Origin of the sequence: Mesorhizobium sp. C120A, from assembly GCF_030323105.1 — a bacterium.
Lineage (GTDB): Bacteria > Pseudomonadota > Alphaproteobacteria > Rhizobiales > Rhizobiaceae > Mesorhizobium.
The window spans coordinates 5,495,693-5,510,679 of sequence record NZ_CP100476.1 but is presented as its reverse complement, the minus strand read 5'-3'; the positions used below and the strand labels follow the sequence as shown (position 1 = coordinate 5,510,679).

10 protein-coding genes and 1 pseudogene are annotated in these 14,987 nt (G+C 63.4%); 5 read left to right on the top strand and 6 right to left on the bottom strand.

The window, feature by feature from the left end; all coding sequences use genetic code 11:
- Window positions 1–36 precede the first annotated feature (36 nt).
- From NL532_RS27070 to NL532_RS27050, 5 genes and pseudogenes are all read right to left on the bottom strand, one after another.
- Entirely contained in the window at window positions 37–324 is a 288-nt protein-coding gene (locus NL532_RS27070) for a type II toxin-antitoxin system RelE/ParE family toxin (protein WP_023704831.1), read from the bottom strand.
- Window positions 317–577: a ribbon-helix-helix domain-containing protein gene (locus NL532_RS27065; protein ID WP_023704832.1), complete on the bottom strand. Its 261-nt coding sequence runs from the start codon at window positions 575–577 to the stop codon at window positions 317–319. Before NL532_RS27065 ends, NL532_RS27070 begins: the two co-directional genes overlap by 8 nt.
- 94 nt (window positions 578–671) lie before the next feature.
- Window positions 672–1,006, bottom strand: a pseudogene (locus NL532_RS27060) (D-alanine--D-alanine ligase A); the annotation flags it as partial.
- A 213-nt stretch (window positions 1,007–1,219) separates the two neighbouring features.
- Complete coding sequence (locus NL532_RS27055; RefSeq protein WP_023668567.1) at window positions 1,220–3,274, bottom strand: bifunctional aldolase/short-chain dehydrogenase; 2,055 nt, start codon at window positions 3,272–3,274, stop codon at window positions 1,220–1,222.
- A 94-nt stretch (window positions 3,275–3,368) separates the two neighbouring features.
- Window positions 3,369–4,340: a sugar-binding transcriptional regulator gene (locus NL532_RS27050; RefSeq protein WP_023709943.1), complete on the bottom strand. Its 972-nt coding sequence runs from the start codon at window positions 4,338–4,340 to the stop codon at window positions 3,369–3,371.
- Window positions 4,341–4,530: 190 nt separating this feature from the next.
- Here NL532_RS27050 and NL532_RS27045 point away from each other — a divergent pair, with 190 nt between their 5' ends.
- The 5 genes from NL532_RS27045 to NL532_RS27025 all read left to right on the top strand — a co-directional run bounded on the left by NL532_RS27045 (window position 4,531) and on the right by NL532_RS27025 (window position 13,154).
- Window positions 4,531–6,171, top strand: coding sequence for an acyl-CoA synthetase (locus NL532_RS27045; RefSeq protein ID WP_023709942.1), 1,641 nt, complete (start codon window positions 4,531–4,533; stop codon window positions 6,169–6,171).
- A 161-nt stretch (window positions 6,172–6,332) separates the two neighbouring features.
- On the top strand, window positions 6,333–6,938 hold the full coding sequence (locus tag NL532_RS27040; RefSeq protein ID WP_023668564.1) for a TetR/AcrR family transcriptional regulator: 606 nt from the start codon (window positions 6,333–6,335) through the stop codon (window positions 6,936–6,938).
- A gap of 58 nt (window positions 6,939–6,996) precedes the next feature.
- Window positions 6,997–8,136, top strand: coding sequence for an efflux RND transporter periplasmic adaptor subunit (locus NL532_RS27035; RefSeq protein WP_023692166.1), 1,140 nt, complete (start codon window positions 6,997–6,999; stop codon window positions 8,134–8,136).
- 249 nt (window positions 8,137–8,385) lie between these two features.
- The gene (locus NL532_RS27030) at window positions 8,386–11,523 is read left to right on the top strand and encodes an efflux RND transporter permease subunit (RefSeq protein ID WP_023828006.1); all 3,138 of its coding nucleotides are present in this window, start codon (window positions 8,386–8,388) and stop codon (window positions 11,521–11,523) included.
- Between the two features lie 275 nt (window positions 11,524–11,798).
- A complete protein-coding gene (locus tag NL532_RS27025; protein WP_023828007.1) occupies window positions 11,799–13,154 on the top strand; it encodes an LLM class flavin-dependent oxidoreductase in 1,356 nt (451 codons plus the stop codon).
- A 61-nt stretch (window positions 13,155–13,215) separates the two neighbouring features.
- On the opposite strand, the gene NL532_RS27020 is transcribed toward NL532_RS27025, so the two are convergent.
- The gene (locus tag NL532_RS27020) at window positions 13,216–14,925 is read right to left on the bottom strand and encodes a trimethylamine N-oxide permease (protein WP_023828008.1); all 1,710 of its coding nucleotides are present in this window, start codon (window positions 14,923–14,925) and stop codon (window positions 13,216–13,218) included.
- Window positions 14,926–14,987 lie beyond the last annotated feature (62 nt).

Sequence of the window (14,987 nt, the reverse complement as noted above, 5' to 3'; positions counted from 1 at the left end):
GGCCGCTCTTTTCATATTGATGGTAAGCCTGCCGGCCTACAACCAATGGTCTGGATCGCGCATCCCGGGGACAATCGCCACAGCGATAACACCATCGGGCTGCGGCTCGTAGATGATGATATAGCGGTCTTCGACGAGCACGCGGGCCGTTGCGCTTAACTCGGGCCGTGCGCTGCCCATCTTGGGGTGCTGCGCCGCCAGCTCCAGTCTTTCGAAAATGCGCATCAACAGTCTGTCTGCTGCCTTTTCATTGTCGGCGGCGATGGTGTGCCAGATGTCTCGCAAATCCTGCGAAGCGCGCGGTGTGAGCCGATGGCTAGCCACGGGCGCGGCGTTCTGCCTTCAGGCTGCGAATGAACTCGGTGTGGTCGACAGCCACTGGCTTGCCGCTGCCCATCCCGTCGGCATAGGCCCGCTTCAAGTGCTGGAGTTCGAGCGTGCGCAATTCCTCGCGCTGCTCCCATAAGCGCAGGGCGTCGCGGACAATCTCGCTGTTGGAAGCATAACCGCCACCTTCGATAGCGCTTTGCAGGCGAGCTATCTGCTGCGCGGTAAGGGATATGGTGAGGGTGCGCATAGGTTCGTTTTTCATACCCACATTATAATGCAGCCAACAAGATCTAACAATATCTGTTAGGAATCTGCCCCTGCATCATGACCGCCCGACGCGCACCAGCCACCGCGCCGTCCTCGCCATGCAGGCGTGCAGCACCGGAACACCATATTCGATGGCAGGCAGGTCATGCGGCGCCCTTGGCGGGATCGCCAGCATCCGCCATGCCCGCCCGGCGGCAGGCAAAGCTGCGTCCCATCAGACGGTGTCGCCAGCGCGCCGTCCTTGAAATCGCTCAGCAGCCATTGGCCTTCGCGGGTGACGAAGGTGGGAACGGAGTCGTATTTCGCCGATCCAGAGTACGCATGACATGGTTGCCGAAAGCAGCGAAACCTCATGCTCGGCGGAGCGCCCGCCGAACAGCACGCCGACACGAAGTCTCTTCGCAGCCATCGACAACTCCACCAAGGATCAGGGTCGGAGCTCGCATGCGAAACACAAGGCGCGCCCTAAAGTGGTCGAGCAATAGGCCAAGGATTGGAGTGGATTTTGACCAGTTCGAGCAGTTTTTCAGCACGACCTGCAAAAGCAGTTCTCGCCTGGAGTCCTTCAGGTGGGAGAGCGGTTCGTCGTTTTGGTGAACGATGAACCGCTCCAGGTCTATGTCTAGCGCAGCGCTGCGGCGATGTTGCCACCGTCGACCGTCGTCACATCGGCGGTGGTGCGTTCGGCCAATGCTTGGTGCAGGAAGGCCTGCGCCACGTCTTCTGCCGTCACCTCCTGTCCGAGCAGATTGCCCGACATGTATTCCTTCTCCGACACGCCGCGCGCGCCGGAACGGCTGGCGATCATGGCGTCGGTCAACAGGCCGGAGCGGATGCGGTCGGCGTTGACCGCATTGGAGCGGATGCCGTGCGCGCCGTAGTCGAGCGCATATTGCCGGGACAGGAACAGCGTCGCCGCCTTCGGCACACCATAGGCGCCGAATTTCGGACCCGGGTTGACCGCCTGCTTGGAGGTGTTGAACAACAACACACCGCCGGTGCCCTGTTCCAGCATGATGCGCACCGCGTTCTGCGCCGCCGACTGGTGGGCGAAGAAGTTGAGCTCGAAACTCTTGCGCAGCAGCGCGTCGTCGAGCTCGCCGATGCGGCCTTCCCAGGCGGCACCGGCGTTGGAGACCAGGATGTCGACGCCGCCATAGACAGCGACAGCTTTGTCGAAGGCGGCGCGCAGCTCGGCCGGGTTGGTGATGTCGGCGCCGACGCCGATCGAATTGTTGCCGGCTGCCTTTGCCGCCTCGGCCGCCCTGGCCGCATCGAGATCGACGACGACGGCATGCGCGCCATTGGCGGCGAACAGTTTTGCCGTCGCAGCACCGATCGCGCCGGCGCCGCCAGTGATCAGCACCACCTGGCCGGTCAGCGGCTTCGGCTTGTTGGAGGCGAGCTTGGCCTGCTCAAGCGACCAGTACTCCAGCGGGAAGAGGTCGGCCTTCGATAGAGGATGGAAGCTGCCGACGGCCTCGGCGCCGCGCACCGCCTCGATCCACATCTCGCCGACATCAGATGCGATCTTCGCATCCTTCAGCGTGCGGCCATGGCCGAACATGCCGAGGCCCGGCACCAGCGTCAGCCGCGGCATCGGGTCGAGCATGGTGCGCTCGACGTCGTCCAGCGCGTCGTTGGTTTCGAAATACGCGCGATAGTCGCTGGCGAAGGCCTCGACATGGCTCTTGATGACGGCCTTGTAGTCGCCGGCCTTGTCGGCGTCTGGCGCCGGAACTGCCATCGGCCCGGTCTTGATGCGGATCGACAGGTCCGGCGTCGACACACCGCGTGCGGCATAGTCGGCGATGCCGGCCGAATTGATGAAATCGACAATGGCATCCGAGGTGCGGAAGTCGCTGATCATGCGATCGAAGCGGCCTTCGCCACGCGATACCGCCACCGCGCCGCGCAGCATGGGCGCGATTGCCGCGGGCGTCGCCAGCTTTGCCGGCAGCGTGACCTTGGCCGGCTGCGGCTTGCCGTGCTTGGCGACATAGTCCTCGGCCACGTTCACATAGTGGATCATCCGGTCGTAAGCCTGCCTGGCATCGTCGCCGAAGGTGAAGATGCCATGCTTGTCGAGGATCAGGCCTTCGACGCTGGGGTCGGCGTCGTAGACATCGGCGGCCACCTTGGCGAGGTCGAAGCCCGGCTTGATGTAGGGCACGTACCCCATCTTGTCGCCGAACACGGTCTTGATCAGCGGCTTGCTGTCCGCCTGGTCGACGATGGCGAGGATCGCGGTCGAATGCGTGTGGTCGACGAATTTATGCGGCAGGAAGGCGTGCAGCAGCGTCTCGACCGATGGATTGGGGGAGGCGGGGTCGATGAGGTTCGCCCGCTGCAGCGCCACCATGTCCTCGTCGGCGAGGCTGGCCAGCGCACGCGCCTTCAGCAGCGCGCCGAGCTTGACCGCCGGCAGGCCTTGCGGCTCGATCACACCCATGTCCCAGCCGCTGCCCTTGACGCACAGCACATCCCATTCGTCGCCGACGAGATCGGTGGCCTTGGTCTTGCAGGAGGTGTTGCCGCCGCCATGCAGCACCAGCCGCGGCTCGCCGCCGAGCAGCCGGGTCGTGTAGACGCGCAGCGCGAGGTCGCGGGCAATGCCCTTTTTCGCATAGTCGGCAACCAGTCTTTCCGCGTCGCCGTCATTCCAAAGGTTCTTCATGTCGCTATGTCCGCTTTGCTGTCTTTGATGTTGCTGTGAACAGGAGTACCGCGACGCCTTGATGACAATGCGCCGGCTGCAAGGATTTCGTTTGTCAGGAAGCCTTTTTTGCCCCCGCGCTGGCTCCGGCATATTCGAGCAGCCGCCGCGCCATGCCGGCGCCGACGACCAGATGCGTGCAGAGTCCGCCGGCGAGTGCTGCGAGCAGCGGTTCGAACTTGCTGTCTTCCTGGACCACCATCAGCCGCTTTTCGATCTGGCGCAGTGACGACAGCGAGGCCGAGATGACGCGGCGGTTGTAGCTGCAGTCGAGCGCCTTGCCGGTGGCATCGATGATCTGGCCGGCAACGACTCCGGCGGCGCCCGCTTCGCGCAACAGCCCCATCTCGCCGGGGCTGAGCGCGCCGCATTTGACGACATGGCTGTCGCCATCGACCGTGCCGACCGAATAGAGCGCCAGATCGCAGTTGGCAATATCGGCCAGTTGTTCGCGGATCACCGGTTCGGCGCGCAGCCCATGCGCCAGCAATTCCGTCGTCAGCACCAGCGGCGCGTAGAAATTGAGGCCCTTGGCGTTGAGCCGCCGGGCGATCTCCATCGTGCACTGGTCGGGACGGTAGGAGTAGGGCGCGCCGAGATTGCCGCAGAGCTGCACAACGGTGACGTCCTGCAGGTCGGCATAGGACATGACGTCGGCGATAGTGTAGACGGTGCGGCCCCAGGCGACGCCGATCCGGTCGCCCTTCTTGACCAGTTCGAGAAAGACGCCCGCCGCCAGCACCGCAACGTCCGTCGAAGGGTCGACGACATAGGCATTCTCCGGCGCGATCCACACCGCATCAAGCTTGAGCGCGTCCTCGAGCTGGCGCGCAAGCACGTCGTCGGTGAACAGCTGCGTCGAGGTCGAGATGTTGACGATGCCGGTCTCGCGCGCCTTGCGCAAATACATGGCGACCGAGGCGCGGGAAATGTTAAGCTGGCTGGCGACCTGGTCCTGGCGCAGACCATGGGCATAATAGAGCCATGCGGCCTTGTGGATAAGCTGTTCTGCCGGTCGGATCGCCATGCCGTCTCCTCGGCTGACATTATTCACGGCTCTCGACAAAAGTCAAACTGGCGTGGGTACACGATACCTCTTTGCCCATCGAATCTGGACGATCATTGCGCCAAATGTGCCCGGTCGGGAATCGCCGATGGTGACGTGGCGGGAACCTGTGGTTAGAAGTTCTCAACAATGAAAATTCGGGGAGCACGGGATGGGCAGTCCCTACGAGCAGGATCTCGGCAAGAACGCCGCCAACCATCAGCCGCTGACGCCGCTCACTTATCTGGAGCGGGCGGCAAGCACCTATCCCGATCATGTCGCCATCATCCATGGCAGCCAGCGCATCACCTATCGCACCTTCTGGCGGCGCTCGCTGAAGCTGGCCTCGGCGCTGTCGAAGCGCGGCATCGGCAAGGGTGATACGGTGACCGTCATGCTGTCCAACACGCCCCCCATGCTGGAGGCGCATTTCGGCGTGCCGATGGCCAAAGCGGTGCTGCATTCGCTCAACACAAGGCTCGATGCCGCCGTCATCGCGTTCCAGCTCGACCATGCCGAGACCAAGGTGCTCATCGTCGACCGCGAATTTTCCGCTGTCGTCAAACAGGCACTGGCACTGGCCAAGGTGAAGCCGCTGGTCATCGACTATGACGATCCCGACTATGCCGCCGATGCACCCTATCCCAAGGGCGAGCGCATCGGCGCGATCGACTATGAGGCGTTCGTCGCCGGCGGTGACCAGGGCTACGCCTGGTCGATGCCCGACGACGAATGGGACGCCATCTCGCTCAACTACACCTCCGGCACGACAGGCAATCCGAAGGGCGTCGTCTACCACCATCGCGGCGCTGCCCTGATGGCTTACACCAACACCATCCATGCCGGCATGGCCAAGCACGCCGTCTATCTGTGGACGCTGCCGATGTTCCACTGCAATGGTTGGTGCTTCCCATGGACAATGGCCGTCCAGGCCGGCACCCATGTCTGCCTGCGCTGGGTGCGGCCGAAGCCGATCTATGATGCCATCGCCGACCACGGCGTGACGCATCTGTGCGGTGCGCCGGTCGTCATGTCGGTGCTGATCAACGCCAGGGACGAGGACAAGCGGACGTTCCCCCAGACGGTGACCTTCAATACGGCGGCAGCACCTCCGCCGGAAGCGGTGCTGTCGGGCATGGCCGATGCCGGCTTTGCCGTCACCCATCTCTACGGGCTGACCGAGACCTATGGCCCGGCGGTCGTCAACGAATGGCACGGCGCCTGGGACGATCTAGACAAGGGATCGAAGGCGCAGAAGAAGGCAAGGCAGGGCGTGCGCTATGCCGCACTCGAAGGCCTGACCGTGATGGACCCGGAGACGATGCAGAAGACGCCGGCCGACGGCGAGACGATCGGTGAGGTCATGTTTCGCGGCAACATCGTCATGAAGGGCTATCTGAAGAACAGGAAGGCGACCGAAGAGGCCTTTGCCGGCGGCTGGTTCCACTCCGGCGACCTCGGCGTCATGCATCCCGACGGCTACATCCAGCTCAAGGACCGCTCCAAGGACATCATCATCTCCGGCGGCGAGAACATTTCATCGATCGAGGTCGAGGAGGCCCTCTACAAACACCCGTCCGTGGCGTCCTGCGGCGTCGTCGCCAAGGCAGACGACAAATGGGGCGAGGTGCCGGTCGCCTATGTCGAGCTGAAGCCCGGCAAGGTGGCAAGCGAGGCCGAGATCATCGAACACTGCCGCGCGCTGCTCGCCCGCTTCAAGGTGCCGAAGGCGGTGATTTTTGCCGAGATCCCGAAGACATCGACGGGGAAGATCCAGAAGTTTCAGCTGCGGGAAATGGCGAAGGGATCTTAGTTCCAGAGCGCAACGGCACGCAAGGTCGAGTTCGCGCACACCCTCTGTCACCATCTGTCACCAAATTATACGCGTACGTCGAATTCGCATTGACACTTCCCTCTTTTCGATTTACGACTGACGAAAGTTTAAATTCGTCACTCATAAATCGACAGAGAGCCATGTCCGAAGCCGCCAGCATAATGGCCGACTCCACCCGCCAGGAGAATGTCACCCGCATTCTCGACTGTGCCGAACGCCTGTTCCGGCACTATGGTTACGGCAAGACCAATGTCGCCGACATCGCCCGCGAACTCGGCATGTCGCCGGCCAACATCTACCGTTTCTTCGCCTCCAAGGTCGAAATCCACCAGGCCGTCTGCGGCCGCATGCTCCTCGCCAGCTACAACATGGCCTACGAGATTTCCCGGTTGCCGATCAGCGCCGAGGAGCGGCTGCGCCGCTACGTGCATGCGCAGTACAAGATGACGCTGGAAGTCATGCTCGACGACCAGAAGGTCCACGAAATGGTCATCGTCGCGCTCGAGCGCGACTGGGGCGTCATCGACAAGCATATCGACAGCATTCACGACCTGTTTGCCGAGGTCATCCGCGAGGGCATCGAGGCCGGCGAGTTTGCCGACCAGGATCCGGTCATCGCATCGCGCTGCTTCGGCGCCGCCACCGTCATTCTGTGCCACCCGCAAATGGTGGCGCAGTGCCTTGCCAAGACCAATCGGGCGATGCCCGACGATCTCATCGATTACGCGATCAAGGCTCTGAAGTAATAGCCGCCGCCCGCCGGGCGCCGGCGTCGACCGTTCATCTCCAGTCGGGAGTACGAAAGTGTCTTTGTCCAGTTCCATCATCCGCAAGCTGCCGGTCGCCGGCCTGATCGTCGCCACGCTCGGGCTCGCCGCCTGCAGCCAGGAGAAGACCGAGGTCCAGGACATCATCCGTCCGGTCAAGGTGGTCGAGATCGGCCAGGCCGAAAAGAGTCGCGAACTCACCTATTCCGGCTCGGTGCGAGCCCGTACCGAAATGAACCTCGGCTTTCGCATCTCGGGCAAGGTCACTGAGCGTCTGGTCGACATCGGCCAGCATGTGACGACAGGCGATGTGCTAGCCCGTATCGATCCCACGGACTATGAGTTGTCGGTCAAGAGCGCCAAGGCCAGCCTCGACGCCGCCGAGCGGCAGGTCGAGACGGTCGATCTGTCCCGCAAGCGCGCCGAACAGCTTTTTGCCAAGAACTTCACCTCCAAGTCGCAGCTCGAACAGGCGACGCTGAGCTACAACCAGGCGGTAGCGACGCGCGATGCCGCCCGCTCAACCCTTGCCCAGGCGCAGAACCAGGTCGTCTACACCGATCTCAAGGCGAGCGAGAACGGCATCGTCACGGCGGTCTCGGCCGATGTCGGCCAGGTGGTCGGCGCCGGAACGCCTGTGATGACCGTTGCCGTCGACGGCGAAAAGGAAGTGCTGATCGCGGTTCCCGAAATGGACATCGCCGCCTTCAAGCCGGGAAAGGACGTCAAGGCCAGCTTCTGGTCCGATGACGCGCTGGCGCTCTCCGGCAAAGTGCGTGAAGTCGCCGGCAGCGCCGACCAGCAGTCGCGCACCTTTGCCGTCCGCGTCTCGCTGCCCGACGACCCGCGCGTGCTGCTCGGCATGACCGCCAACATCGAGGCCTCGGTGGCCAAGAAGCAGGAGATGGTGTCGATCCCGCTCAGCGCGCTTGCGGAAAAGGATGGTCGCAAGATTGTCTGGACCGTCGACCGCGCCGGCGAGACGGTGCACGAGCGCCTGGTCAAGGTTGCGGAGTTCACCGCCGACGGCGTCAGCGTCGCCGACGGGCTCAAGCCGGGGGATGTCGTCGTTGCCGCCGGCACCCAGTTCATGACCGAGAATCTCAAGGTCAAGCTGACCGGCGATGCGGTCCAGGCCGCCTCTGCGGAAGGCGATGCCGCAAAGGCCCTGCGCTGACCGCAGGCATGAAGCCGGCTTGATCGTCGCTCCGGCGAAAGGGCTGGGCAAGCGAATTCAGGGTTTCCGGGCGGCGAGCGCCCGATGGTCGAGACGCCAAGATCGAGTTCCCCCGCATCGATCCGCGCGTCCCACCGCGATGAGTGTCTCTCCGCTCGGAAAGCCTCGCCGCCCGGAAGCCAGCATCGGAATACCTGAAGCCGCATGCCGAGGGTGTGCGCTCACGATCAACGAATTGGACTGACGCCGATGACCACCACCGACAGCAATGAAAAGCAGCCTTTCAATCTTTCGCGCTGGGCCATCGGCCATCCCTCGATCGCGCGCTTCCTGTTCGGTCTGATCATCATTGCCGGCGCGCTCGGCCTGATGCGCATGGGCCAGAAGGAAGACCCCGATTTCACCTTCCGCGTCATGGTCGTCCAGGCGATCTGGCCGGGCTCCTCGAACCAGGAGATGGAAGACCAGGTCGTCAACAAGATCGAGCGCAAGCTGCAGGAAACGCCGCACCTCGACTTCGTCCGTTCCTACACCCGCGCCGGCAGCGCCATCATCACCGTCCAGATCAAGGGCGACACCAATGCAGAGGAGGTGAAGGACGCCTTCTACCAGGTGCGCAAGAAGGTCGGCGACATCTCCGGCGACCTGCCGCAAGGCCTGCTCGGGCCCTATTTCAACGATGAGTTCGGCGACACCTTCATCACCCTGCACTCGATCGGCGGCGACGGCTACAGCTATCCGGAGCTGAAGAAATTCGCCACCCAGGCTCGCGACATGCTGCTGACGACGCCGGGCGTCGAGAAGGCCGTCATCATCGGCGACCAGCCGGAGAAGCTTTATATCGACGTCTCGTCCAAGGCCCTGGCCGAACGCGGCCTGACGCTGACCGACCTGCAGAACGCCATCAAGGGCCAGAACAATGTCGATCCGGCGGGCTCCGTCGACACCGGCCTGCGCTCGGTGCGCATCTCGGTCGAGGGCGATGTCACCAGGGCTGCCGACATCAGGGAATTGCGCCTGCGCGCCGGTGGTCAGGTGACACGTCTTGGCGATATTGCCACCGTGAGTTCCGGTCTCGAAGATCCCTATCAGCGCAAGTACCGCTTCAACGGCCACGAAAGCGTCCAGGTCGGCGTCGTCATGGCCAAGGGTTTCAACGTCAGGGACGTCGGCACGGATGTCGAGGCGACCTACAAGCGCTTCGAGGAAGCGCTGCCCTACGGCGTTGCGGTTGACCAGATCTCCAACCAGCCCGAGGTTGTCAAGGACGCCGTCAACGAGTTCATGGAGGCGCTCGGTGAGGCGCTGCTGATCGTGCTTGCTGTCTCGCTGCTGTCGATCGGCTGGCGTTCCGGCCTGGTCATCGCCATTGCCATTCCGCTGGTGCTGGCCGCCACCTTCGCCATCATGTACGAGCTCGGTATCGATCTGCAGCGCATTTCGCTCGGCGCCCTGATCATCGCGCTCGGGCTGTTGGTCGACGACGCCATGATCGTCGTCGAGATGATGGAGCGCAAGCTGGAGGAGGGGCTGGTCAAGATCGAGGCGGCGAGCTTCGCCTATTCCTCGACCGCCTTCCCGATGCTGAGCGGCACGCTGATCACCATAGCCGGCTTCATCCCGGTCGGCTTCGCCGCCTCGACCGCAGGCGAATATGTGCGCACGCTGTTCTATGTGGTCGGCATCGCGCTGGTCGTGTCGTGGTTCGTCGCCGTCTATTTCACGCCGTGGCTGGGCTACATGATCCTCAAGCAGCGCAAGCATGCCGGCAACCATCATGACGCCTTCGACACCGGCTTCTACCGGCGGCTGCGCGCCACGGTCGGCTGGGCGGTGCGCCACCGCATCATCGTTCTGGTGATGACGCTGGTCACCTTCGCCACCAGCCTGTGGGCGTTCCAGTTCATCCCACAAAACTTCTTCCCGCAATCCTCGCGGCCGGAAATCCTCGTCGATCTCTGGTTGCCTGAGGGAACCTCGATCAAGGAAGTCGAGACGCAGGCCAAGGCGCTGGAAGCCCGGATGATGGACGACAAGGACAAGCGCTTCATCGCCACCTATATCGGCGAAGGCGCGCCGCGCTTCTTCCTGCCGCTCGACCAGCAATTGCGCAATCCGAACTATGCGCAGCTTCTGGTGATGGCCAATGACGAACCGGCGCGCGAGCGGCTGATCCTCAAGCTGCGCTCAATCTTGGCGCAGGATTTCCCCTCGATCCGTTCCAAGGTCGACCGTCTGTTCCTCGGCCCGCCAACCGGCTGGCCGGTGCAGATGCGCATCATGGGTCCGGACCGCCAGGAGGTGCGCCGCATCGCCGACCAGGTGAAGGCGAAATTCGCCGAAAATCCGCTGCTCGGCGCCGTCCATGACGACTGGCTGGAGCCGGTACCGGCGATGAAGCTGGTCATCGACCAGGACCGCGCGCGAGCGCTTGGCGTCACCTCGCAACGCATCCGCCAGATGCTGCAGGCAGCGATGTCCGGCGCGCCGCTCGATGACTTCCGTGATGGCGAGGAGACGGTTTCCATCGTCGCCCGCGAACCGGACGCCAGCCGCAGCCTGCTGTCCTCGGTCGACTCGGTCTATATCCCGACCGATTTCGGCGGCTTCGTGCCGCTGTCGCAGGTGGCCAAGGTGGTGCCGGTGCTCGAGCAGGGCGTCGAATGGCGGCGCGACCGCCTGCCGACCATCTCGGTGCGCGCCACGCTGCCGGATGGCGTGCAGTCGAACGACGTCGTCACCAAGCTCTACAATGACATGCAGGGCATGCGCGCCGGCCTGGCGCCCGGCTACAAGATCGAGATCCAGGGCGGTGCGGAAGATTCCGCCGAAAGCCAGGCCTCGATTGCCGCCAAGGCGCCGATCATGCTGGCCGTCATCGTCGTGCTCCTGATGATCCAGCTGCAGCATTTCGGCAAGGCGATGCTCGTGCTGGCCACCGGTCCGCTCGGCATCATCGGTGCGGCGGCGGCTCTGTTGATCAGCGGCGCGCCGTTCGGCTTCGTCGCCATCCTCGGTGTCATCGCGCTGCTCGGAATCATCATGCGCAACTCGATCATCCTGGTCGACCAGATCGATCAGGACATCGCCAGGGGGATGGACCGATCGGAGGCCATCATCGGCTCGGCCGTGCGCCGTTTCCGGCCGATCGTGCTGACGGCGATGACGGCGGTGCTGGCGCTGATCCCGATCTCGCGTGCGGTGTTCTGGGGACCGCTCGCCTACGCCATGATGGGCGGCATCCTCGTCGCCACCGTACTCACCATCCTGGTGCTGCCGGCAGGCTACGCGCTGTTCTTCGGCCGCGAGCCGAAGAAAGGCAGGAAGCCGGCTGATGAGGCCGTGCAGGACAATGACAGGCCGCCACTGGCGCTGGCCGCCGAGTAGGCGCTGCTGGGGCACAGGATCTTCCTTGGAAAATGCTGGAACGCCGTACGCTTGACGTGCGGCGTTCTGGCTTTCTCCTTGCCGGTGGCACCGAGCACCCAGGCAAGTATCTCAACACCAGGCGGGTTCATCAAAATAGGTTGAACGGCCACCTGTATGAAAATGCTTCGCGGCGCCGGTTTTGCAAAACAGAATTCCTTCCCAGGACGGCAAAGCCGTCCGATCCTGCTTACATATCGGAGCGGCAACCCTCGTTCGCATCAGGTGATCATCCCATGGTAGACAATAAGCAATTGCGGCTCGGCGCCTTCATGCGTCCGGTCAGTCTTCACACCGGGGCCTGGCGCTATCCCGGCTCATATCCCGATGCCAACTTCAACTTCGCCCATCTGAAGCGCTTTGCGCAGACGCTTGAGGCGGCGAAGTTCGACGCCTTCTTCATGGCCGACCATCTGGCCGTTCTCAACATGCCGATCGAGGCGCTACGGCGCAGCCACACGGTGACCTCGTTCGAGCCGTTCACGCTGCTGTCGGCGCTCGCCGCCGTCACTGATCATATCGGCCTTGTCGCCACCGCATCGACGACCTTCGACGCGCCCTATCACATTGCCCGTCGCTTCGCCTCGCTCGACCATATCAGCGGCGGCCGCGCCGGCTGGAACATCGTCACCACATCCAATCCCGACGCCGCGCTGAACTTCGGCCTCGACGAGCATGTCGAGCACGACGAGCGCTATCACAATGCGCGGGAATTCTACGATGTGGTGACCGGCCTCTGGGACAGCTTTGCCGACGACGCCTTCATCCGCGACGCCGAGAGCGGGCTCTATTTCGATCCCGCGAAGCTGCATGTGCTCGACCATAAGGGTGAGCATCTCTCGGTGCGCGGCCCGCTCAACATTGCGCGGCCGGTGCAGGGCTGGCCGGTCATCGTCCAGGCCGGCGCATCTGAGGCCGGGCGGCAGCTGGCAGCCGAAACGGCGGAGGTGATCTTCGCCGCCCATTCCGATCTGGCGTCCGGGCAGCGCTTCTTTGCCGATGTCAAAAGCCGGGCCGAGAAGCTCGGCCGTTCGCGCGACGACATCAAGATCCTGCCCGGCGCCTTCGTCATCGTCGGCGACAGCGTCGAGGAAGCACAGGCCAAACGCGCCAAGCTCGACAGCCTGGTCTATTACGAGAGCGGCATTGCCTCGCTGTCGATCGCGCTCGGCCATGACGCGTCGGCCTTCGACCCCGACGCGCCCTTGCCCGAAATCCCCGAGACCAATGCCTCGAAGAGCGGCCGCGAGCGCGTCATCGAGCTGGCGCGCCGGGAGAATTTGACCGTCCGCCAGTTGGCGCAGCGGCTCGGCGGCTATTCCGGCCTTGCTTTCGTCGGCACGCCGAAAACCATCGCCGATTCGATGGAGGAATGGCTGTTTGCCGAAGGGTCAGACGGCTTCAACGTCATGTTCCCCTATCTGCCAGCCGGGCTCGACGACTTCGCCGAGAAGGTGGTGCCCGAGCTGCAGCGGCGAAAGCTCTTCCGGCGTGAGTATGAGGGCACCACCTTGCGCGAGAATCTCGGCCTGAAGCGTCCGCCGAACCGGTTCTTCGAAGGCTCCGAAGCGGTCATCCGCAAGGCCGGCTGACGTCTGCCACAAAAAGAAACGGGCGCGCCGAAGCGCGCCCATTCTTTTCAAGCCATCACTTTCAGATGACGAAGTACCAGTTGGCGAGCAGCATCACCACCAGGCCGGCGACCAGCGTCAGGTAGGGCAGCATGCCTGCCTTTTTGACCGAGAGGTCTGCGCCCGCCATGCCGAGGTCGGCCAGCATGTGGTCGGGGAACTTGCCCTTGTCTTGGACGTAGTGCCGGTAGCAGAACACCGGGATGATCAAGGCGGCTGTGATCAGGCCGGCCCAGAGCGCCATCGGGTTCCACACCTTGGCGCCGGCGCCCATGAAGATGGCGTTTACATAGGCGAAGATGGCGCCGAGGCCGAGCAGCCAGCTCGGCGCCTTCCAAGGCCGGTTGATGTGGCCGTTGTCGATGCGGTGGATCCAGCCGGCATTGAGGTTGAGGAAGTTGAAGATGATGTAGCCGCAGTTCGACACGGCGAGGATGAAGAAGAAGCTCGTCGCGTCGGCCGAGGCGATGGCCAGCACGATCAGGTTGAAGACGAGATCGGTCCACATGGCGCGCGTCGGCGCGCCATGCTCGTTGACGTGGCTGAGATAGCGCGGCAGCCAGCCATCGACCGAGCCCTGGTAGAGCGTGCGCGACGAGCCGGCCATTGCCGTCATGATGCACAGCACCAGCGCCAGGATCATCAGCATCACCAAGAGGCTGTGGATCAATGCGCCACCCCCGACCATGCCGGCCAGTGCATCGGCGACACCCGAGCCGTCGACGATCGGCGTCGCCAGCATGCCGTTGAGGCCCAGCACGCCCTGGAAGGTGAAGGGCACCAGGATGAACAGAAGCATGCAGAGCAGGCCGGAATAGAAAATCGCCTTGAACGTGTCGGTGCCCGGGTTCTTGAACTCCGATGTGTAGCAGACGGCGGTCTCAAAACCATAGGTCGACCATGCGGCGATGAACATGCCGCCCAGCACCAGCGTCCAGCCGGCAATGTTCCACGAGCCGGGCTCCGGCGCGTAAGCCGCCGCCAGCGGCACCAGCGGCGAAAAGTTCGCCCAGTTGATCTGGCCGGTGACGATCGGCACGACACCGACGATCAGCATCGGGATGATGACCAGGAGGCCGATATACTTCTGCACATTGGCGGTGCCGAGAATGCCGCGATGCTGGATCGAGAAGATGATCAGCATCAGCACGGCGCCGATGAAGAAAGTGGCATTGAGGGTGAAGGAGACAGGACCTAGCGTGTGGCTGAACATCGTCCAGTTGCGGATCGCCGGCGTGGCCGCTGCGGTCACCGCGGCGATGGCGTCGGCAGGCACCGTTCCGGCATGCGCCGCGATATAGGCGACGACGTCCGGCGACGCCTCGGTGAACAGCGGCACCGGCGCCAGCGCGTTGAGAATATAGGCGGCGGCGATCGAGCAGCCCAGCGACAGCACCGGCGACCAGGCGAACCAGTTGCACCACACCGACAGCGGCGCGATGAACTTGGAATAACGCAGCCAGGCGGTGGCGCCGTAGATCGAGGCGCCGCCCGACTTGTTCGGGAACAGGCCGGCGATCTCGGCATAGGTGAAGGATTGCAGGAAGCCCATGATCATGGAAGCGATCCAGATCCCGAAGGCCAGCGTTCCCGTCGTTCCGGCAATGCCGCCGATCGAAAACAGGACAAGGGCAGGAACGCCGCTCGCCACCCAGAAGGCGCCGCGCCAGTCGATGTTGCGGAGCAGCTTGCCTTCAGCGGGCTGCTCCAAGGCAGTGGTAATCGTGCTCATCTGTCTGAATTCCCCATTTTGTGTTCCCGGCCGGTGATGCCTCGGCTTCGCGAAGCTTGTTC

Bases quoted from the DNA above. Each gene is read 5' to 3' on its own strand.
- NL532_RS27025 (WP_023828007.1), top strand. From the start codon at position 11,799: ATGGTAGACAATAAGCAATTGCGGCTCGGCGCCTTCATGCGTCCGGTC.
- NL532_RS27050 (WP_023709943.1), bottom strand. From the start codon at position 4,340: ATGGCGATCCGACCGGCAGAACAGCTTATCCACAAGGCCGCATGGCTC.
- NL532_RS27020 (WP_023828008.1), bottom strand. From the start codon at position 14,925: ATGAGCACGATTACCACTGCCTTGGAGCAGCCCGCTGAAGGCAAGCTG.
- NL532_RS27055 (WP_023668567.1), bottom strand. From the start codon at position 3,274: ATGAAGAACCTTTGGAATGACGGCGACGCGGAAAGACTGGTTGCCGAC.
- NL532_RS27065 (WP_023704832.1), bottom strand. From the start codon at position 577: ATGCGCACCCTCACCATATCCCTTACCGCGCAGCAGATAGCTCGCCTG.
- NL532_RS27030 (WP_023828006.1), top strand. From the start codon at position 8,386: ATGACCACCACCGACAGCAATGAAAAGCAGCCTTTCAATCTTTCGCGC.
- NL532_RS27040 (WP_023668564.1), top strand. From the start codon at position 6,333: ATGTCCGAAGCCGCCAGCATAATGGCCGACTCCACCCGCCAGGAGAAT.
- NL532_RS27045 (WP_023709942.1), top strand. From the start codon at position 4,531: ATGGGCAGTCCCTACGAGCAGGATCTCGGCAAGAACGCCGCCAACCAT.